Annotated in this window: 14 protein-coding genes; 5 read left to right on the top strand and 9 right to left on the bottom strand. The window is 63.9% G+C overall.

Annotated features, from left to right (window positions below; translation table 11 throughout):
- Positions 1–202 precede the first annotated feature (202 nt).
- The 3 genes from BLS48_RS09390 to BLS48_RS09380 all read left to right on the top strand — a co-directional run bounded on the left by BLS48_RS09390 (position 203) and on the right by BLS48_RS09380 (position 2,660).
- On the top strand, positions 203–847 hold the full coding sequence (locus BLS48_RS09390; protein WP_091577057.1) for a hypothetical protein: 645 nt from the start codon (positions 203–205) through the stop codon (positions 845–847).
- A gap of 49 nt (positions 848–896) precedes the next feature.
- On the top strand, positions 897–1,778 hold the full coding sequence (locus BLS48_RS09385; RefSeq protein ID WP_091577055.1) for a uracil-DNA glycosylase: 882 nt from the start codon (positions 897–899) through the stop codon (positions 1,776–1,778).
- Between the two features lie 66 nt (positions 1,779–1,844).
- Positions 1,845–2,660, top strand: a complete 816-nt coding sequence (locus BLS48_RS09380) for a helix-turn-helix domain-containing protein (protein ID WP_091577054.1) — start codon at positions 1,845–1,847, stop codon at positions 2,658–2,660.
- A gap of 126 nt (positions 2,661–2,786) precedes the next feature.
- On the opposite strand, the gene BLS48_RS09375 is transcribed toward BLS48_RS09380, so the two are convergent.
- Both BLS48_RS09375 and BLS48_RS09370 read right to left on the bottom strand, forming a co-directional pair.
- Entirely contained in the window at positions 2,787–3,689 is a 903-nt protein-coding gene (locus tag BLS48_RS09375; protein WP_425284673.1) for a DMT family transporter, read from the bottom strand.
- A 68-nt stretch (positions 3,690–3,757) separates the two neighbouring features.
- A complete protein-coding gene (locus tag BLS48_RS09370; RefSeq protein WP_091577051.1) occupies positions 3,758–6,064 on the bottom strand; it encodes a xanthine dehydrogenase family protein molybdopterin-binding subunit in 2,307 nt (768 codons plus the stop codon).
- Positions 6,065–6,220: 156 nt separating this feature from the next.
- Here BLS48_RS09370 and pepN point away from each other — a divergent pair, with 156 nt between their 5' ends.
- Positions 6,221–8,866, top strand: a complete 2,646-nt coding sequence (pepN, locus tag BLS48_RS09365) for an aminopeptidase N (protein ID WP_091577049.1) — start codon at positions 6,221–6,223, stop codon at positions 8,864–8,866.
- A gap of 191 nt (positions 8,867–9,057) precedes the next feature.
- Complete coding sequence (locus BLS48_RS09360; RefSeq protein ID WP_091577048.1) at positions 9,058–11,379, top strand: PAS domain-containing sensor histidine kinase; 2,322 nt, start codon at positions 9,058–9,060, stop codon at positions 11,377–11,379.
- Between the two features lie 111 nt (positions 11,380–11,490).
- On the opposite strand, the gene BLS48_RS09355 is transcribed toward BLS48_RS09360, so the two are convergent.
- The 7 genes from BLS48_RS09355 to BLS48_RS09325 form a co-directional block, all read right to left on the bottom strand.
- A complete protein-coding gene (locus BLS48_RS09355; RefSeq protein WP_091577554.1) occupies positions 11,491–11,970 on the bottom strand; it encodes an EF-hand domain-containing protein in 480 nt (159 codons plus the stop codon).
- Positions 11,971–12,116: 146 nt separating this feature from the next.
- Complete coding sequence (locus tag BLS48_RS09350) at positions 12,117–15,077, bottom strand: bifunctional [glutamine synthetase] adenylyltransferase/[glutamine synthetase]-adenylyl-L-tyrosine phosphorylase (RefSeq protein WP_091577046.1); 2,961 nt, start codon at positions 15,075–15,077, stop codon at positions 12,117–12,119.
- Positions 15,077–16,555: a sensor histidine kinase gene (locus tag BLS48_RS09345; RefSeq protein ID WP_091577045.1), complete on the bottom strand. Its 1,479-nt coding sequence runs from the start codon at positions 16,553–16,555 to the stop codon at positions 15,077–15,079. Before BLS48_RS09345 ends, BLS48_RS09350 begins: the two co-directional genes overlap by 1 nt.
- 7 nt (positions 16,556–16,562) lie before the next feature.
- On the bottom strand, positions 16,563–17,237 hold the full coding sequence (locus BLS48_RS09340) for a response regulator transcription factor (protein ID WP_167365012.1): 675 nt from the start codon (positions 17,235–17,237) through the stop codon (positions 16,563–16,565).
- A gap of 332 nt (positions 17,238–17,569) precedes the next feature.
- Complete coding sequence (locus BLS48_RS09335) at positions 17,570–19,129, bottom strand: Do family serine endopeptidase (RefSeq protein ID WP_091577042.1); 1,560 nt, start codon at positions 19,127–19,129, stop codon at positions 17,570–17,572.
- A gap of 130 nt (positions 19,130–19,259) precedes the next feature.
- Positions 19,260–19,727, bottom strand: coding sequence for a cytochrome c-type biogenesis protein (locus BLS48_RS09330; protein ID WP_091577040.1), 468 nt, complete (start codon positions 19,725–19,727; stop codon positions 19,260–19,262).
- Complete coding sequence (locus tag BLS48_RS09325; protein WP_091577038.1) at positions 19,724–21,715, bottom strand: heme lyase CcmF/NrfE family subunit; 1,992 nt, start codon at positions 21,713–21,715, stop codon at positions 19,724–19,726. The genes BLS48_RS09330 and BLS48_RS09325 overlap by 4 nt, the downstream gene beginning before the upstream one ends.
- Positions 21,716–21,756: the final 41 nt, after the last annotated feature.

Genomic DNA, 21,756 nt, shown 5'->3' with positions numbered 1-21,756 from the left:
CTTATCCCATTCGGGTATCTTGCTGGCTCCTGCGCTGCATAGCGCATCAATTGGCGACAGGAAACCGGCGCATACGTGACAATGCGGATTTGGCCAAAAAGTCGCGCATCGTGCGCCAGGGCGGCTGCTTTCGTTCGGCCTGGCCCGCAGCGCTTGCGTTTTTAATTGTTCGACGGCTTGCTTATCGGCCATACTTCACGCCATGCGCATTCCTGGGCCAGTCGCCTTGTCATCGACGCGCTTTCCATCAACGCCCGGTCGGGCCCGCCGGGCGCTCCTTTTCGCCCTTCTGCTGCTGGCACCGGTCGAAGCCACTGCCGACGAGGTGAAAGTCTGGGCTACAGGCGCCTATTCCTTCTCCGACGAGCTTGGCGGCTTCCGCATCACCGGTGCCTCCGGCATCGGAACGAAGGATGATCCGCTGGTCATCACCGAGGAGCTCAATTCGGCGACACCGGTGACTTTGACCATCCGCACGACAAAGCCGATCCAGGCCTTCGGCAAGGCCGGCGAGTTCGCCAACGGCGTCATGTACATGCGTATCGACGTGCTCAACAACAGTGGCCAGGCCTGGATCGAATTCCAGTTCGAGCTTCAGGAGATACTCGACCAGCCGAGCGTGTTCGGAGACGGGCTTTCCTTCGACCAGCGCAACAAGACGCCCGACAATATCTGGTCGAGCAATTTCGCCGATTTCGACCGCGATTTCGAACCCTATGATCGGTTGCTGTTCAAGAACGGCAAGGTCGACCCACTGAAAACCGCCAGGTTCGAATTCCTGATGACGGACTACACGCCACGATGGATCTTCTATCTGGTGCAGGATCCACGCATTCCGACAGGCTAGGGCAGTGGCCAGCCTTGCAAATTGCCGCCATGCGGACGAATGTGAATCCATGACTGCCGCTTCCCCCAACAACAGACCGGACCTTGCCGACCTGCTGGCCTTTTATGCCAGCGCGGGCGTCGACGAGGCGCTTGAAGACCAGCCGGTGAACCGGTTTGCGGAGGCCGCGCCCAGACCAGCCGAGCCCGCGCCAACGGCGCCGCCCATGGGCGACAACGCCGCACCGCCTCGCTCGACCGGCGTACCCCGTGCCGAGACGGGTGACAGGCCAAATTCGCCGCCCGTCGCGCGCGCACCGGCCAAGACCTCTACGGTCCCCGATGAAGCGCAGGCGGCGCTGGCGCGCCAGCTGGCGACGACGGCAATGACGCTGGACGAGCTTCGCCAGCACATGGCGGCGTTCGACGGCTGTAACCTCAAGGCCACCGCCAAGAACCTGGTGTTCGCCGACGGCAATCCGGAGGCCGCCGTCATGCTGGTCGGCGAAGCACCAGGTCGCGACGAGGACATCGAGGGCCTGCCCTTCGTCGGCCGCTCGGGCCGGCTGCTCGACCGAATGCTGGCCGCGATCGGCCTCGACCGAACCTCGGTCTACATCGCCAACGTCATTCCGTGGCGGCCGCCGGGCAATCGCACGCCAACGCCGCACGAGACCGAGATCTGCCGGCCGTTCATCGAGCGGCAGATCGAACTGGTCAATCCCAAGTTGCTGATCAATCTCGGCGGTCCGTCCGCGAAAACCTTGCTCAATACCAGCGAAGGCATCTTGCGGCTGCGCGGCAGCTGGCGCGTGCACACGACGGCATCCGGCATCGCCATTCCCGCCATGCCGACGCTGCATCCGGCCTATCTCTTGAGGACCCCGGCGCACAAGAAACTGGCATGGCGGGATTTTCTCGAAGTGAAGGCGAAGCTGCGAGCGCTCACCTAGTCGCTCACCTGGTGATGACCTCGCAGGTAATTGAAATGCGCCTCTCGCCGGCCTAGTCATTCGCTCATGACGACATCCCAAAACTCCGCCGGTAGCCTCATTCGCGAATGGCGCACCCGCCGCCGCATGAGCCAGCTCGGCCTCGCCTTGGAAGCCGAGATCTCGCAGCGACATCTGAGCTTCGTCGAGAGCGGCCGTGCCGCGCCCTCGCGCGACATGGTGCTGCATCTGGCCGAGCAGCTGTCGATCCCGCTCAGGCAGCGCAACCAGCTGCTGCTGGCGGCGGGCTTTGCGCCGAGCTTCAGCGAACGCCCGCTCACCGACGGAGCGCTGGCGCCGGCAAGGGCGGCGGTGGAGATCTTGCTCAAGGGGCACGAGCCTTTCCCGGCGCTCGCCGTCGACCGGCACTGGAACCTGGTTTCGGCCAATGCCGCTATCGCTCCGTTCCTTGCCGACATCACGGAGGCTTCGCTGCTGACGCCGCCGGTCAACGTACTTCGCCTCAGCCTGCACCCCGGCGGCATTGCGCCGCGCATCGTCAATCTCCAGGAATGGCGCACGCACCTGCTCGAGCGCCTCAAGCATCAGACTGACACGAGCGGCGATCCTGTGCTGGTCGAACTGGAGCGCGAGCTGCGCGGCTACCCGTCCGGGTTGAAGGGCAGCCGGCCCATGCCTGTCGAGCCGAACGCCATCGTGCATCCGCTGCGCCTCGCCCATGGCGATCAGGTGTTGTCGTTCATCAGCACCATCACCGTGTTCGGCACGCCGCTCGACGTGACATTGTCGGAACTGGCGATCGAATCGTTTTTCCCTGCCGACGAGCAGACGCGGACGGTGCTGGTGCGGCTGGCGAAGGAGCGTGTTGCGAAAGCTTCGTAATCGGAGAACTTCTGGCGGATCCGCCCCTTCGCTATCGCTCCCCAATCCTTCGGGCGGACCGAACTTTCAACGTTCGTCGTTCGGAAAGCCACGCAATTGGCTTCCGTCCGCAGCGCGGACCTCTCCTCATCCCTGCGGCAGAGCAGCCTTGCGGGTGCGGGTGCGCTCCAGGCCGAGCCGGCGCTCCCGCCAGATGATAAAGATGCCGGCCGCGACGACGATCAGGCCGCCGACAAGCATGTTGAGCGTGGCGATGTCGCCAAAAACGAGATAGCCGACGGCGACGCCAAGAATCATCGACGTGTATTCGAAGGGCGCCACGACCGAGGCCTCGGCATGGCGATAGGCTGCCGTCATCAGGATCTGGCCGAGGCCACCGCAAAAGCCGGCGGCAACCAGCAGAGCCGCCTGGAGTGGCGTCAGCGCCTGCCAGCCGAACGGCAGCGACAGCAGCGCCATGACGCTCGCCGTCACCGAAAACCACAGCACGATGGTCGCGGTGCGCTCGCTTTGAACGAGGTTGCGCACCAGCAGCATGGCGATGGCCGAGATGGCCGCGGCAAGCAGCGCGGCAATGACGCCGAGCACCTCCTGGTCGCCGAGGGCAGCACCCGAGCGCAGCAGCGTCAGTTCCGGCCACGAGATGATCAGCACGCCGACCAGACCGACCGCGACCGCGCTCCAGCGATAGACGCGGATGGCCTCGCCGAGAAAGATCGAGCTGAACACCACCACCAGCAGTGGCTGTGCGTAGTTCAGCGTGATCGCTTCCGGCAGTGGCAGCCGTGTCAGCGCGAAGAAGCCGAGTCCCATGGCGCAGACACCAACGACGCCGCGCGCGATGTGATTGAGCGGACGCCTGGTCGAGAAGGCGGTGCCAAGTTTCCCCCTGAAAGCGAGGAAGGCGATGATCGGGAAGATGGCGAAGAAGGAACGGAAGAAGACGATCTGACCCGCCGGCACGGTACCCGCTGCCTTGATGCAGGTCTGCATGCCGACGAAGACCGCCACCGATACGATCTTGAGCATGATGCCGGTGAGCGTGCTGTGCCCGCCGGCATGCTCGTTAACTGCGGTGGGGGTGCCCGGCCCGGCTGTCACGCTCCCGCCGCTTCCCGGATCGTCGCCCAGACGCGCGCCGGCGTCGCCGGCATGTCGATGTGCCTGACGCCGTAGGCGCGCCAGAGCGCGTCGGTCACCGCGTTGAGCGCGGCCGGCGTTGCCCCGATGGTGCCGGCCTCGCCCGCCCCCTTGATGCCGAGTGCATTGGTGGTCGACGGCACGTTGCGGGTCTCGAAGTGGAAGAACGGGAAATTGTCGGCGCGCGGCATGGCGTAGTCCATGAAGCTGGCCGTCAGCAGTTGCCCGTCCTCGCCATGAACGGTGTCCTCGATCAGCGCCTGGCCGATACCTTGCACCACGCCGCCATGCACCTGGCCAGCGAGCAGGATCGGATTCACGGTGACGCCAAAATCATCGACGATGGTGTAGCTGACAATCTCGGTCGCGCCGGTCTCGGGATCGATCTCGACCTCGCAGATATGGGTACCGTTCGGGTAGGTGCACTCGTCCTGCACGAACTCGCCGAACCCCTTCAGATCGTCCGGCGTCTTGGCGGCCTTGGCGATGCTCGAAAAATCGATCGTCCGGTCGGTGCCGACGATGCGGGCAACGCCGTTCGACAGCTCGATGTCGCCGGCTGAAGCCTCCAGCTCATCGGCGGCGATACGCTTGATCTTGTTCGCCAAATCCTCGCCGGCACGGGACGCCGAAACACCGCCGAGCGGAATCGAACGCGAGCCGCCGGTGCCGCCGCCAGCCTTCAATTCGTCGGTGTCGCCCTGGCGGACATGGATCTTGTCGATGTCGAGATTGAGCTTCTCCGACAGGAACTGCGCATAGGCGGTGGCGTGCCCCTGCCCGTTGGTCTGGGTGCCGATCTTCAGCGTCACCGTGCCGTCGCCATTGAGTTCGACAAAGGCCGGTTCGGAGCCGGGAAAAGCGCAGGCCTCAATATAGGTCGCCATGCCGATGCCGCGGATCTTTCCGCCTGCTTTCGACTGTTCGAGCCGCGTCGGAAATGCCTTCCATTGCGCCTGTTCGATGGCGCGGTTCATGTGCCCTTCGAATTCGCCGGTGTCGTAGAGGCGGCCGGTCTGCGTGCGGTAGGGAAACTGTTCGGGCCGGATGAAGTTGCGGCGCCTGATCTCTTCCACAGGCAGGCCCAGATCATGGGCGCAGGCATCGACAAGCTTTTCCAGCAGGAACGCCGCTTCCGGCCGGCCGGCGCCGCGATAGGCATCGACCGGGCAAGTGTTGGTGTAAAGGCCGGTCACCGAGACGTCGAGCGCCTGGATATCATAGACGCCGGTCGACATGGTGACGCCGATATAGGGAATGAACGGACCGTATTGCGAGATATAGGCGCCGATATTGGCGAGCAGATCCACCTTCATGCCAAGGAAACGGCCATCCTTGTCCAGCGCCATCTCCGCCTTCACGACATTGTCCCGCCCTTGAGCGTCGGTCAGGAAGTGCTCGGTGCGGTCGCCGGCCCATTTCACCGGGCGGCCAAGTCGCTTTGCCGCCTCGAGCACCAGCGGATACTCACGGTAGACGAAGCTCTTGGGCCCGAAACCACCGCCGACATCCGGCGTGATGACACGTATCTGATCCTTCTTGATCTTGAACAGGCTGGCCAGGATATATTGCATGGAATGCACGCCCTGCGACCCCGTGGTCAGCACGAAGCGGTTCTCCCGCACGTTCCACTCGCCGATCGCCGAGCGCGGCTCCATGTAATTGCAGACCAGCCGGTTGTTGACGAATTCGATGCGGGTGACGTGAGCGGCCTTGGCGAAAGCCGTGTCGGTCTTTTTCTTGTCGCCCATGTGGTAGCTGAAGGCGCGGTTGGAACCGAGTTCCGGCCAGACCAGCGGCGTGCCTTCGGCAAGCGCCGTCGCGGTGCCGGAGGCGGCGTCCTCGGAATCATAGTCGACATCGATCAGTTCGGCGGCATCCTGCGCCAGGGCGCGACTGTCGGCGACGATAAACGCGACGGCATCGCCAACATAGTTGACGCGGTCGCGGCACAGGACCGGAATGTCGCGGGTCGGCGCCTTGGTGCCATCCGGTTGTGCCTGCATGACGCCGGACTTGAGATCACCGAGATGGGCAAGGTCCTTGCCGGTCAGCACCAGATGCACGCCAGGCGCGGCCTTGGCCGCCTCGGTCGAACCGATGGTGAAGCTTGCCTTGGCCACCGGCGAGCGCAGCACATGGCCATGCAGGACGCCCGCCGGCTGGATGTCGTCGGTATAGCGGCCCTGCCCCTGGATGAAGGCAGCATCCTCGCGCCGCAGCACGGAGGCGCCCATTCCGAATTTCGGCGTGACGACGGTCATGGATGCCTCGCGATGATGATTGGAGAAGGAACGCCTGAAATAGGCGTTGGCTCAGTTTTGTCGAGGGACCGTTTCGTGTAAAGAGCGCGGACTTCGAATTTTTTGGACCAGCGGCAACAATCCGCCTCCAACGCAATTGACAGGAAAACCCACGGAATGCGCACGGACACCGGCCAGGTCTTCAAGCTCGAAGACTATCGCCCCAACGATTACCTCATTCCGCAAACGAACCTCACCTTCCGCCTGTCGCCAGAAGCAACGCGCGTCACCGCCGTGCTCACAGTCGAGCGCCGTGACGGCGTATCCGTGTCGGCACCGTTGGTGCTGGACGGCGACGGGCTGAGGCTCGAGCGCGTCGAGATCAACGGCAAGAAAGCGAAGCCGGCAGACCTGCTGGCGACACCGGACCAATTGACCATCCTCAAGCCGCCGGCCGCGCGTCGCTTTCAGGTGGTTATCGAGACCGAACTGGCACCTAACGGCAACGAAGCCCTGATGGGCCTCTATCGCTCCAGCAATGTCTACTGCACGCAATGCGAGGCCGAAGGCTTTCGCCGCATCACCTATTTCCTCGATCGACCCGACATCCTGTCCGTCTACACGGTGCGGATCGAGGCCCTGCGCAACGAGGCGCCGCTGCTCCTGTCCAACGGCAACCCGGTCGACAATGGTGATCTCGGCAATGGCTGGCACTATGCGGTCTGGCACGACCCTTTCCCCAAACCGTCCTACCTGTTCGCGCTGGTGGCCGGCAATCTCGGCAAGGTCGCCGACAGCTTCGTCACCCTGTCGGGCCGCAAGGTCGAACTCGGCATCTATGTCGAGCCAGGCAAGGAGAAGCTGGCCGGCTACGCCATGGACGCCCTGAAGCGGTCGATGCGATGGGATGAGGAGGCGTTTGGCCGCGAATACGACCTTGACGTCTTCAACATCGTCGCCGTGTCCGACTTCAACATGGGCGCGATGGAGAACAAGGGCCTCAACATCTTCAACGACAAATATGTGCTGGCCGACCAGGAGACCGCGACCGATGCCGATTTCGCCAATATCGAGGCGATCATCGCGCATGAATATTTCCACAATTGGACAGGCAACAGAATCACTTGCCGCGACTGGTTCCAGCTTTGCCTGAAGGAAGGGCTGACGGTTTTCCGCGACCACGAATTCTCCGCCGACCAGCGCTCGCGCGCGGTCAAACGCATCGCCGAGGTGCGCACGCTGCGCGCCCACCAGTTTCCCGAGGACCAGGGGCCGCTGGCGCATCCGGTGCGGCCGCGCCGCTACCGCGAGATCAACAATTTCTACACGGCGACGGTCTACGAGAAAGGCTCCGAAGTGGTGCGCATGATCCGCACCATCCTTGGGCCTGACGCCTTTCGCGCCGGCATGGACCTCTATTTCGAGCGGCACGATGGCGAGGCGGCGACGATCGAGGATTTCATCAAGGTGTTCGAGGATGCGTCCGGCCGCGACCTGTCGCAGTTCGCGCTCTGGTATCATCAGGCCGGCACGCCCAACCTGACGGTCAGTTCGACGCACAATCCGGCCGCGCGCGAGTTCACGCTCGAGATCGAGCAGTCGGTGCCGCCGACGCCATCCGAGAGTCGCAAGCGGCTGATGCACATTCCGCTCGCCTTCGGCCTGATCGGTGCCGGCGGCAGGCCGGTCGAGTATAGCAGCGTCGAGGGCGCCAGCGTCGAGGACGGCGTCATCCATGTCCGCAAGCGCCGCCACATGGTGCGTTTCTCGGGCGTGGCCGAACGGCCGGCCGTCTCGCTCAACCGCGGCTTTTCGGCGCCGGTGACGCTTTCCGTCGAGCAGAAGGCCGACGACCAGTTCTTCCTCGCCCGCCATGACAGCGACGCCTTCTCGCGCTGGCAGGCCTTCAACACGCTGCAGACCGATGCGCTGATTGCCGCCTTCCGCCAGATCCTTGGCGGCAAGCAGCCGGTCTTCGCCCAGCGGCTGACCGAACTCGCCGGCAACATCGCCGGCGACGAGACGCTGGAGCCGGCCTACCGGGCACTGGCGCTGGCGTTGCCAGGCGACGCCGACATTGCCCGCGACATCGGCAAGAATATCGATCCCGACGCCATCCATGCGGCCCGCGAGGCGCTGACGCTCGCGATCGGCAGTGCCAACCGGGACACATTTGCCGGCCTCTACGACCGTCTTGCCGACAAGGCCGCGTTCAGCCCTGACGCGGCGAGCGCCGGGCGACGCGCCTTGCGCAACATCCTGCTGGACTATCTCTCCTTGCAGCCGGGCGGAGCGGCGCTTGCCATGAGCCACTTCCAATCGGCGACCAACATGACCGACCGCGCCGCCGCACTTACCGTGCTCGCCCATCGCCACCACGGTTCGCCCGAGGCAATCAGGGCACTGGCGGCTTTCGAGACGACATATGGATCCGACCCGCTGGTCATGGACAAATGGTTCCAGATCCAGGCCAGCGTGCCCGGTCCGCAGGCCGTCGACACAGTGCGTGCCCTGACCGCTCATCCGGCCTTCTCGATGGCCAATCCGAACCGGGTACGCTCGTTGATCGGCACATTCTCCAGCGCCAACCAGACCGGCTTCCACCGCGCCGACGGCGAGGGCTACAGGTTCTTCTCGCGGACGGTGCTCGAGGTCGAAAAGCGCAACCCGCAAGTAGCGGCAAGGCTGGCGACGGCGCTCAGATCGTGGCGTTCGCTCGAACCCGGCCGGCAGGCCAAGGCCAGGGAAGCGCTGCTTTCGATCGCCGGCACCGAAAACCTGTCGGCGGATTTAAGAGACATCGTCGAGCGTACGCTGGCGTAATCGCCCTTCCCTTCCCCTTTCCGGGAAGGCAGGGCCGCGAAGCCGGCGAAAGTCCATTATTTTAGTCGATTTTTAATCTTTTTTCGCCGGACCACTGGACAAGGCGAATCACCTTTGATTCTTTACTGACGATTCGGATGTGCGGCGTTTGCCGGATCACCAAGCATAGGCAAATTCGGGGAGTGCCATTTATGGCGAAGGCGGACGCGTGGGGCGCGCCCGGAGGGAAGGCTTTTGCCCGCCGCGAGGCGCGAAGCGACGGCCTTGCCGGGAATACGCGGCTCATCGCCGAACCGGCCTACCGGCGGCTGCTGGCCGCGGAGCCGCTATTGCGCCGATCGATACCGGCTCTCATCATGACCTTCCTGATCGTCATCGCGGCGCTGCGGGTGCTGTCGCTGATGAACGAGCGCGACGATGTCGAGCGCGATGCCAAGGCAATCCTTACGCTGGCAGCGGGCCAACTGGCGAGTTCGCTCGCCACCACTTCGGACACGGTGCCAGGCGCCATCCAGGACCTTCTGGAAACCACCAGCCGTCAGGGTGCGATGGGCCGCAGCCATGTGCTTGTCATCACCGACGGCGCTTTCAAGATCGTCGCGGTGACACCGCGCTCGATGCCATGGCAAGGCCATTCGCTGGACGGCCTCGTCCAGGGCGGCCAGCCATTGTTCATGTTTGGCGACCGCGCCGGCGTGATGGAGGTCAACATCGGCGGACAGGAGTGGTATGCGGCGGTCAGCCTGGCCAATGGGCGAAAAGGCGCGGCGGCGGCCCTGGTTCCGCAGGACGCGGTTTTCGACGCGTGGCGCAAGACCGTCTCGCTCAACGTCACCCTGTTCGTGCTGACGGCCGGCGTGCTGATCATCATCCTCTACGCCTATTTCGGCCAGGCGGCGCGCGCGCAGGCAGCCGACCGTATCTATCTCGAAGCGCATCAGCGCATCGACATGGCGCTGGTTCGCGGCCGCTGCGGCCTGTGGGACTGGGACATGGTGCGCGGCAAGATGTACTGGTCGCGCTCGATGTACGACATGCTCGGCTACGAGCCTTGCGACACGATGCTGTCCTTCGGCGAGGTCGACGAGATCATCCACCCCGAGGATGGCGACCTTTTCCTGTTGGCCAACAGGATCGTCGCTCGCGAGATCGACCATATCGACCAGGTGTTCCGGATGCGGCATGCCGACGGTCAATGGGTATGGATGCGCGCCAGGGCGCAAGTCATCGATCCAGAAGCGCCGGAGATCCAGCTGATCGGCATCGCCGTTGACGTCACCGAGCAGCGCCATCTGGCGCTGCGTTCCGAGGCGGCTGATCTTCGCCTCAGAACGGCGATCGAGAACATCAACGAATCCTTCGTGCTGTGGGATTCGGCCCAGCGCCTGATCATGTGCAATTCCAAATACCAGCAGGACAACGGGCTTTCGGACCGTGATGTGATGCCGGGCGTTGCGCGCGCCGCACTGGAAGAGCGCATGCTGGCCTTTGCTTCCGAGCGGCGGCTTGCCAACACCAACGGACTGCAAGGCGGCGCCACCTTCGAGCGGCAGCTGGCCGACGGCCGCTGGCTGCAGGTCAACGAACTGCGCACCCGGGACGGCGGTATCGTCTCTGTCGGCTCCGATATCACCCAGATCAAGCTGCATCAGGAGAAACTCGTCGACAGCGAACGCCGGCTGATGGCGACGATCCATGATCTGAGCCTCGCCCGCCGGGCCGAAGAGGAGCGGTCACGCGAACTGGTCGACCTCAACCGCAAATACATGAAGGAAACCGAACGCGCCGAAGCGGCGAACCGGGCCAAATCCGAATTCCTGGCCAACATGTCGCATGAATTGCGCACGCCGCTGAACGCCATCATCGGCTTCTCCGAGCTAATGGAACAGGGCCTGTTCGGTCCGCTGGGCTCGGAGCGCTACGAGGAATATGCCACCGACATCAATAGCAGCGGCAAATATCTCCTGGGCGTCATCAACGACATTCTCGACATGTCCAAGATCGAGGCCGGCCAGTTCTCGCTGGACCGGGAAGAAATCGATCTCGGTCCGCTGATCAGCGAAACGGTTCGTGTCGTCTCGCTGCAAGCGGCGCAAAAGGCGATCACCGTGGAAACACGCATCGCCGACGCGCTGACGCTGATCGCTGATCGCCGCGCGATCAAGCAGATCGTCATCAACCTCTTGTCCAACGCGGTGAAATTCACCGGCCAGGGCGGCCACATATCGGTCAGGGCCCGCAACACATCCGGCGCGCTGGTGCTGACGATCGAGGACAATGGCTGCGGCATCCCGAAGGAAGCGCTCGGCAAGCTCGGACGGCCCTTCGAACAGGTTCAGAACCAGTTTTCCAAGAACCATGCCGGTTCCGGCCTTGGCCTTGCCATCTCGCGCTCGCTGGCCGAGTTGCAGGGCGGCGCGCTGAAGATCCGCTCGACCGAAGGCACCGGCACGATCGTGTCGGTGCGCATTCCAGTCAAGAAAGCGACGCTGCCGGTGAAGGCCGCGGCCTGACGAGTTCAGCCGGTTGGTCGGGGAACGTGTCTCCGGCGGCGCCTGCCGCCGGAATTCCACGTTTCAGATGTCGGAGCCTCCAGTCAGGCCCTCAGGACGCGGCTTGCTTCCCTACTGCATGTCGCCGTCATTGCCGTCGCCATCCGATTTGCGGTGGCGGCCAAAGCGGTCGCCTTTCGGCAGCTCACTCTTTTCGATCTTGCCGTCATTGTTTCTGTCGAGCATGGCAAAGACCTTTCTCTCGCGACTGGTGATGTCGTCGGTGGTCAGCGTGCCGTCGCCCTTGCTGTCGTAGCGAGCGATGATGCGCTTGGCCATCCGCTCGAAACGCGCCTTCTCCAGCGCGTCTGCGAGTTGGGCGACGGTCAGCTTGCCGCCATTGTCGGCAACGAGCTTCTTCAGCCGCGCGTCCATGGCGTCGGAAAACTGGTCGAACGTGATGGTGCCGTCCGAATCGCTCATCGCCTTGTTGAGGCGCATCATCATGCCTTCGCGCATTTTTGCGCTGGCGTTGTTTTCGGCATAGGCCGTGGTGCCGACGGCGCTGGCCAAGGCTACGAAGGCAAGGGCAAGTTTGGTCGTCTTTCTCATGATCTTCTCCTGTTGCATCGTTACCCCCGATGCCAGAGCTGCGGATCTTCGATCTTATTGCCGCTCTATCTCCTTGTTTGAGCATCGGATTTTCCAAAAACCGGTTCCCACCGTTGGGTCCGATGCTCTGGCCGGACAACCGTTCGTCACGGTCGTCCGGCACGAAGCAGAAGGTTGAAATCCTTCCTGACCTTCCGCGACGTTTCCTTGAGATGTGCTTCCAGCACACCGAAATCCGGCAGATCGGCGACCGCCAGAAGCAGATCCGAGAGCCCCGGCGGAACGTCGTCGCGCTCGAAGGCTCCGGTGAGGCACAGCCGGGTCATCTGGGTCAGCCCCAGATAGAGTGCATAGGCATCGGCAAGTTCCTGCCTGACCCCGGCCTCGGCAAAGCCCGGCGCCAGACGGGACAGGATCTCGGCCGTACCGGTGACGCGCGGCCCGGCTTCGACCTGCGCGGTGATCGCCGCCACCTGGGCGATGAATTCGAGATCGATCAGACCCCCGGGAATGAGCTTGATGTCCCAGAGGTCGCGCGGCGGCTTTTCGGCCTCGATCATGGCGCGCATGTCCGCGGCCTCGGACATCACCTTTGCAGCGTCGCGCGGCTGGCCAAGCACCGCGGCAACTTCCGCTTCAACCTCGCCGCACAGGCTGGCGTCGCCGGCAATGGCGCGCGCCCGCGACAGCGCCATATGCTCCCACGTCCAGGCCTCCTGGCGCTGATACTTCTTGAAGGCGTCGATGTGGGTGGCCACCGGCCCCTTGTTGCCGGATGGCCGCAGCCGCAGGTCGAGTTCGTAGAGCACCCCTTCCGCGGTCGGCGCGGACACCGCTGAGATCAGCCGCTGCGTCATGCGGGTGTAGTAGTGCGAGGGCGCCAATGGCTTGTCGCCGTAGGAGTCCTCGGCGTCCGGCTCATGGTCGTAGAGCAGGATCAGGTCGACATCCGACCCGGCGGTCAGCTCGCGGCTGCCAAGCTTGCCCATGCCGAGCAACGAAACCACGCCGCCGGCAATCGTGCCATGGCGTGCCGCGAATTCGGCCGTCACCGCCTGCAGCGCAGCCCCGATGGTGAGATCGGCCAGGTCGGAAAAGGCGCGGCCGGCCCGGGCCGGATCGATCGAGCCGGCAAGCAGCCTGACGCCGATAAGGAATTTTTGCTCGGAGGCAAATATGCGCAGCCGGTCGAGCACATCCTCATAGGCCCTGTCGCCTTCGAGGAAGGCGGAAAGCCGCCCCGACAGATAGGCGCGATCCGGCAATTCCGTGAGGAGGGCGGGGTCAAGCAGGCCATCGAAGACATGCGGCCGGCGCGTGATGATCGCCGCCAGCCGGGGTGCAGCACCCATGATCGTCGCCAAAAGCTTCAACAGGGCCGGATTGGACTGCAGCAGCGAAAAGAGCTGGATGCCGGCGGGCAGGCCGGCAAGGAACTCGTCGAAGCGGAGCAGGGCTTCGTCCGCCCGGCGCGTCTGGCCGAAAGAGCGCAGCAGCGCCGGCGTCAATTCCGTCAGTCGCTCGCGTGCCTCCGCCGACTGAGTGACGCGATAGCGGCCGAAATGCCAGCCGCGAATGACGCGGCAGATGTCGCTCGGCCGCTGGAAGCCGAGGCCGTGCAAGGTCTGCAACGTATCGGGATCGTCGACATCGCCGGTGAAGACCAGATTGCCGATGCCCGTCGAAAGCTCCGGCGCGGTTTCAAACAGCGCGGCGTAGTGGCGTTCGACCTGTTGCAGCGAGGCGCGGAACGCCATGGAAAAGGCGGCCGCATCGGCGAAACCAAGCATGCGGGCGATGCGCTCCAGCCCTTCATCGTCGTCCGGCAGCGTGTGCGTCTGCTCGTCGGCAACCATCTGCACGGCGTGTTCAACTCGGCGCAGGAACCAGTACTGACGGGCGAGCGCATCGCGCGCGTCGGCGGTGATCCAGCCGCGCGCCGCAAGCTGGCCGAGCATCGGCACGGTCTCGCGACCGCGCAGTTCCGGAAAGCGGCCGCCGGCGATGAGCTGCTGTGTCTGGACGAAGAACTCGATCTCGCGAATGCCGCCACGCCCGAGCTTGACGTTGTGCCCCTTCACGGCGATCTCGCCATGGCCCTTGTGGGCGTGGATCTGGCGCTTGATCGAGTGGACGTCGGCAATCGCCGCGTAATCCATGTATTTGCGCCAGATATAGGGCTGAAGCTCCTTGAGGAAGGCCGCCCCGGCGGCCAGATCGCCGGCCACCGGACGCGCCTTGATCATCGCGGCGCGCTCCCAGTTCTGGCCGCGCGCCTCATAGTACCGCAGCGCCGCTTCGACAGGGATCGCCAGCGGTGTCGAACCGGGATCGGGGCGCAGCCTGAGATCGGTGCGGAAGACATAGCCGTGCTCGGTGCGGTCCTGCAGGATGCGCACCAGACGGCGGGTCAGGCGCGAAAACAGCTCGGTGGCGTCGAGGGGATCGACGATGGCGGGCCCCTCCGGATCGAAGAAAACCACAAGATCGATGTCAGAGGAGAAATTCAGCTCATGCGCGCCAAGCTTGCCCATGCCGAGCAGGATCCAGCCCGATTGCCGCGACGGATTGTCGAGATCCGGCAGTCTGAGCTTGCCCTGGCCATGCGCGTCGCGCAGCAGGAAGTCGACGGCGGCGCGCGCACAGGCATCGGCCAGGTCACTCAACCGCCGTACCGTCAGCGCCGTTTCGGCCTCGCCGGCAAGATCGGCCAGCGCGATCAGGAAATGCGCCTCGGCCTTCCACTGACGCAGCTCCATCATCAGGCCGGATTCCGAGATTGTCTCGGCCAAATGCGCGCGATCGATCGCGGCGCCGATCGCTTTCAGCCGAGCCTCGACCGTCTGGTCGAAAAGCCCGTCCAGGATCCGCGGCCGGCGACGCGCCGTATCGCGCAGGAACGGCGACAGGTCGAAGACAGCTGCCAGGAAATCCTGGCCCTCCCCCTTGCCGGCCAGGAATTTGGCCAGCCGCGCCAAACCTTCTTCGCGTGCCGCGGAAGCAATCTCGGCCAGTTCCTGCCGCGCATGGCTTTCGTCAAGGGGAGCAAGCCTTGCTGCCGGCTTCAACAGCCACTCCACCTCCGCTCGCTTCGCAACCGCGCTCATCAATGATCCTCCCGTGCGGGAAAACTCATGACCACGGATAGTCCGGGATTGCCAGGCAAGAGATCAAGCCGGCCATTGTGAAATGTCATCACCGCCTTGGCGAGGCTGAGACCAAGGCCCGAACCAGGCTGCGAACGGCTCTTCTCCAGCCGCACGAAACGTTCGGTCACCCGTGCGCGGTCGGCATCGTCCGGGATGCCCTGGCCATTGTCGGTGACGGAAAGCCTGACTTCGCCGCCGGCGCGACCGAGCGCCACGCGAACGGCCGGTTTGGAGGTGGAATCGGTCGAGTATTTGATTGCATTGTCGACGATGTTGGACAGCGCCTGGCCAATCAGCTCGCGATTGCCGTTGACTATGAAGGCGCCGTCCGTCGCGGCTTCCAGCGAAACGTTGGCCTCTTCCGCCACCGGCTCGTAGAGCTCCACGACATCGCGCACCGCCGCCGCCAGATCGACGCGGTTGGTGTTTTCCGAAGAATAGCCCGCCTCCAGCCGGGAAATCATCAGGATGGCATTGAAGGTCTTTATCAGCTGATCGGACTCGGCAATCGTGCTTTCCAGCGCCAGGCGGTAGTCGGTGGGCTTGTGCTTGCCGGAAAGCGTCGCTTCGGCGCGGTTGCGCAGCCGTGTCAACGGTGTCTTCAAATCATGCGCGATGTTGTCGGAAACCTGTTTCAAGCCTTCATTGAGCGTGGCGATCCTGGCCAGCATGGAATTGAGGTTCTCGGAGAGACGGTCGAACTCGTCACCGGCCCCAGTGACCGGCAGCCGGCCCGACAGGTCGCCGCCCATGATGCGGCGGCTTGCTTCCGACACACTGTCGATGCGCTTCAGCGCAGCGCGGCCGACAAAGAACCAGATCAGCAGTCCGCCAACCGCCATCATGCCGAGCGCCAACGTCAAAGCGCGGCGGATGACGGCGCGAAGGCGCTCCGGCTCGCCAAGGTCGCGGCCGACCAGCATGATCATCTGGTTTGGCAGACGAAGCACCAAGGCAATGGCGTTGTGACCCTTTTCGCCTTGTGCCTGCGTATCGTTCTGATCGGGTTGCGTGGTGGTGCCTTGTTCAGCAGGCAGATTGCGCAGACGCTCAAGCTCTCCCTCGCCAAAGCGCTGATAGGAGAACGGGCTGCTGGTCCAGCCTTCGTTTTCCAGAACGCCCGGCTCCAGGCTCTGCACGTTGCCGGTCAGGATCTGGCCGTTGGCGTCGGCGATCAGATAGAGGTTGGCCCCAGGCTGCCGGGAACGCTGTTCGACCACGCGGACCAGGATCGGCAGTCCGCCTCGCTGATAGGCGCGAGCGAGGCCGAGCACCTCGTCGTTGATGGTCTCCTGCGTCTGCGCGGTCAGCATGCGCGCCGACAGCGAGGTCATGTAGAAGACAAGCATTACGGCGCAGAGTGCGAAGAGCAGAAGATAGAGCGCCGAAAGCCGCGCTGCCGTCGTCTTCATGATGGCTGGCACGGAAAGAGCCATGCTGCTGCTAGCCGCTCTTCAGCATATAGCCGGCGCCGCGAACCGTATGCAGGATCGGCTTGTCGAAACCCTTCTCGATCTTGCCGCGCAGTCGCGAGACATGGACGTCGATGACGTTGGTCTGCGGATCGAAATGATAGTCCCAGACATTCTCGAGCAGCATGGTGCGCGTCACCACCTGGCCGGCATGGCGCATCAGATATTCGAGCAGGCGGAATTCGCGCGGCTGCAGCGTGATCTCGCGCGCCGCGCGGCGGACCGAATGCGACAGCCTGTCGAGTTCGAGATCGCCGACACGGTAGACGGTTTCGGCTTCCTTGGCGCTGGCGCGGCGGTTCAGGACCTCGACGCGGGCCAGAAGCTCGGAGAAAGCGTAGGGCTTGGTCAGATAATCGTCGCCGCCGGCGCGCAGGCCGGTGACCCTGTCATCGACCTCGCCGAGCGCCGACAGGATCAGCACCGGCGTCGTGTTGCCCCTGGACCTCAGACCGGTGATGACCGACAGGCCGTCGCGGCGCGGCATCATGCGGTCGATGACCATCACGTCGTAATCGCCGGCATCGGCGAGCGCGAAACCGGTTTCGCCGTCACCGGCGACATGCGCGGTGTGACCGGCCTCGGTGAAGGCTTTCTGCAAGTAATCCGCGGCCTCGCGATCGTCTTCTATGACGAGAATCTTCATCGGACTGTTATACGCGATTTCGCTGGAAGGTTGAGTAGCAGGCATCTGCATTGTGGCCTTTGCCAAAGCGCATCGCGATCAAGATGATTGGAAGCCGCGCGATGAAAATCCTCGTTCCCGATGTCGTTTCACCAAGATTGCTGAAACGCGCTTTTGGAAATGAGCGGCAGCGGGCGATGGGAGGCCCGCTGTCGCCGGAGGAGAGCGCGATGACTGACTAACGTGCTCGGCTCCATGCTTTCCCGTGCGGCGGCTCGGGGGTGTTGAAACGGCCGCACTGGAAAAGTCGAACCTGCCGCCTCCGAAACCGAACTCCGGTTCCGGAGCCGGCATCAGCCCTTGGCGACGGGCAGCGCGACGAAACGGTTGTTGTCGTCGCGAGTGATCTGCATCAGCACTGCCTTGCGGCCGGATTTGACCGCTTCGGTCATGGCCTTGGCGACGTCCTCGGTGCCGTTCACTTCGGTCGAGTTGACGGTGGTGATGATGTCGCCCGGCTGGATGCCGCGATCGGCGGCCTCGCTGTCCGGATCGACATCGGTCACCACCAGACCCTTGCCGTTTTCGGACTTGGTGACGGTCAGACCGAGATCGGCCAGGGTATCGGGTTTTGCCGGAGCGGCGGGCTGCTGCGGCTGGTCGGCCGAAGCCTGCTTGTCGCTCGTGGGCAACGTGCCGAGGTCGACCTTGACCGTCTGGCTCTTGCCGTCACGCCAGACCGTGACATCGACTGATTTGCCCGGCGAGTAAGCACCGATAAGCCGGGCAAGCTCCTTCGGCGAAGCGACGTCCTTGCCGTCGACCTGGGTGATCACGTCACCGGCCGATATGCCCGCCTTCTTGCCGGGGCCATTGTCCTGGGCGCTGGACACCAAGGCTCCCTTGTCCGACTTCAGGCCAAGCGAATCGGCGATGTCCGCCGTGACCGGCTGGATTTCCACGCCAAGCCAGCCGCGCTGCACACTGCCGCTCTTCATCAGGTCCTGCACCACCTGCTTGGCGGTCGAAGCCGGAATGTCGAAGGCGATGCCGACGCTGCCGCCGGAAGGCGAGAAGATCGCCGTGTTGATGCCGACGACCTGGCCGTTGAGGTTGAAGGTCGGGCCGCCCGAATTGCCGCGATTGACCGAGGCGTCGATCTGGAGGAAGTCGTCATAGGGGCCAGCGCCGATGTCGCGGCCGCGGGCCGAGACGATACCAGCGGTGACGGTGCCGCCGAGGCCGAACGGATTGCCGACGGCCACCACCCAGTCGCCGACGCGAACCTTGGAATCGTCGGCGAAGTCGACATAGGTGAACTTGCCGACACCGTCGACCTTGAGCACGGCGAGATCGGTGCGCGGATCGGTGCCGATCAGCTTGGCGTCGAGTTCCTTGCCATCATTCATCACCACGGTGAAGGCCGAGCCTTCCTCGACGACATGGTTGTTGGTGACGAGATAGCCGTCATCGGAGATGAAGAAGCCGGAACCCTGCGCAACAGGCCGCGGCTGGCCGTTGTTGTGGTCGCGGCGTCCGAACCGGCGGTGACCGTCTTCGTTCTGGCCGCCCTGGTCGCCAAAGCCGCGGAATTCCTTGAAGAAGCGGCGCAACTGCGGATTGTCGGGCAGGTTGTTCATGCCATTCGGATCGTCGAACTGGTCGGAGCCATCGTCCGCCGCCGGGCTGATCTTGGCCTTGACCTTGACGCTGACCACGGCTGGCGAAACGCGCTCGACGACGTCGGCGAAGCCCGGCACCTGCGGTGCCTCGACGCGCACGGCATCAGCCAGAACAGGCCCTGTTCCGCTCGTCAGCACGCCGACGCCGATCGCACCGGCAACGGCGATGGACGCGACGGCAGCCATGAGACGCTTGCGGGTGACGGAATATGAATTGGGGGCAACATTCATGGGTCTCGTATCCTCTTCAAATGGACGCGCTTGATCGGCATCCTCGGGAAAGGAGACTTAGAGAGGCGCACATTACAGCGCCATTTCCGACACATGAAACTTTGGTAATGTTCGCGGGTGGCCGCAGCCGTCAGTCGCGGCGCAATATGGCGTCCAAAGATGCCTGTTCTTCGGCCGACAGGGATTTTGTTGCCAGCGTGCGGCGCGACCGCGCCGTCAGTACGATGAAAAAGCCGCCCACCAGCAGCAGGATGACCGGCGTACCCCACAGCAAGGCATTGCGCGGCTCGAAGCGCGGCTTCAACAGCACGAACTCGCCGTAACGTGACACCACGTAATCCATCACTTGCTGGTCGGTATCGCCGGCAACGAGGCGCTGGCGCACAAGGATGCGCAGATCGCGAGCAAGATCGGCGTCGGATTCGTCGATCGACTGGTTCTGGCAAACCATGCAGCGCAGGCCTTCCGAGAGCACTCGCGCCCTCGCCTCCAGCGCCGGATCGGCCAGCATCTCGTCCGGCTTCACCGCCAGTGCCGTGCCGGCAAAGAACAGTGCCAGCAGCAGGACAATCGAGGTCAGCGAAAGCCTCGCGTTCATGGCAGTCCCGCCGACGTCACGGCGCTCGCCTGCCTGCGGCGGCGCGATGGGGCGCCGACGCGCAGGCGCCTGTCCATCAGCGACATGGCGGCGCCCGCCATCATCACCAGGCCGCCGCCCCAGATCAAGGTGACCAGTGGTTTCCACCACAGGCGCACCACGACCGAGCCATCCTTGCCCTCGTCGCCGAGCGAAAGGTAGAGCTGACTGAACCAGAGCGTCTTGATGCCGGACTCCGTCGTCGTCATCTGCCGCACCGGATAGAAACGCTTGGCGGAACTCATTTCGCCGATAGCGCTGCCGCTGGCGCCGATCAGTTCGAAGCGACCACGGTCCTCGCTATAGTTCGGCCCCTGGGCAGGATAAAGCCCGACGAAACGCAGCGTGTGGCCGGACAATTCCACCGTCTCGCCGGCATGCATCGACAATATCTTTTCGGTGCCGAAGCAAAGCGTCCCGACGATGCCGAGCGTGGTCAGGCCAAGACCAAGATGGGCGAAGGCAGTGCCGAAGACCGAGCGTGGCAAGCCAAGCAAGCGCCTGACCATGATCCCCGTAGCAACATTGCCAAAGCCGGACTTGACCGCTAGGTCGGTGAGCGCGCCGAGGATCAGCCAGACGGCAAGACCGACGCCAAGCGCCGCGAACACCGAGGCGCCATCGATGAATAGCGCGGTGACCAGCGTTACCAGAAGGGCCGCGGCAAAGGCCACCATCAGGCGCTGCGCGGCGGCGAAGACGTCGCCACGCTTCCAGGCCAGCAGCGGACCGAACGGAACCATCACCAGCAGCGGCACCATCAACGGCCCGAAGGTCAGGTTGAAAAACGGCGCGCCGACCGAGATCTTGTCGGCCGAAAAGGCCTCGACGGCCAGCGGATAGAGCGTGCCGACGAACACGGTCGCGGTGGCCGTGGTCAGGAACAAATTGTTGAGGACAAGCGCGCCCTCGCGCGAAATCGGATGGAACAGGCCGCCGGCCGTCAATCGGGAGGCGCGCAGCGCGAACAACGCCAGCGAGCCGCCAATGAACAGCGTGAGGATGCACAGGATGAAGATGCCGCGTGTCGGATCGGTGGCAAAGGCGTGCACTGAGGTCAACACGCCCGAGCGCACCAGGAAGGTGCCGAGCAGCGACAGTGAAAAGGTGAGGATGGCGAGCAGCAGCGTCCAGATCTTCAGCGCCGAGCGCTTTTCCATCACGATGGCCGAATGGAGCAGCGCCGTGCCCGCCAGCCACGGCATGAAGGAGGCATTCTCGACCGGATCCCAGAACCAGAAACCGCCCCAGCCGAGCTCGTAATAGGCCCAGTATGATCCCATGGCGATGCCGCCGGTCAGGAACATCCAGGCGACCAGCGTCCACGGCCGCACCCAGCGCGCCCAGGATGCGTCGATGCGCCCCTCGATGAGAGCGGCGACCGAGAAGGAAAAGCAGATCGAGAAGCCGACATAGCCGAGATAGAGCAGCGGCGGGTGAACGGCGAGACCGAGATCCTGCAGGATGGGGTTGAGATCGCGGCCTTCGATGGGCGCCGGATTGAGGCGGGTGAACGGATTGGACGTTGCCAGGATGAACAGGAAGAAGGCGGCGCCGATCGCCCCTTGCACGGCAAGTACATTGGCCCGCAGCGTCGCCGGCAGGTTGGACCCGAAAGCAGCGACAAGCGAACCGAAGAAGGTCAGGATCAGCACCCAGAGCAGCATCGAGCCTTCGTGATTGCCCCAGGTTCCGGTGATCTTGTAGATCAGCGGCTGCAGCGAGTGCGAGTTTTCCCACACACTCGCCACCGAGAAGTCCGAGCTTGCATAGGCGCTCGCCAGCGCGACGAAGGACAGCGCCGTCAGGGCAAAGCCGCTCACCGCGACCGGACCACCGACAGCCATCAGTCGTTGGTTGTTCAAACGCGCGCCAAACAGCGGCACGATCGTCTGTACCAGCGAAAGCGCAAACGCCAGGACCAGGGCGAAATGTCCGGTCTCAACCATCGTGGCGTCCAGATTTTTGTTCTGCCGCGGATTCTTGCCGC

The organism is Mesorhizobium qingshengii, from assembly GCF_900103325.1.
In the GTDB taxonomy this organism is placed as follows: domain Bacteria; phylum Pseudomonadota; class Alphaproteobacteria; order Rhizobiales; family Rhizobiaceae; genus Mesorhizobium; species Mesorhizobium qingshengii.
Note: the sequence above shows the minus strand (reverse complement) of the source record. Positions and strands in the feature narration are given on the sequence as shown.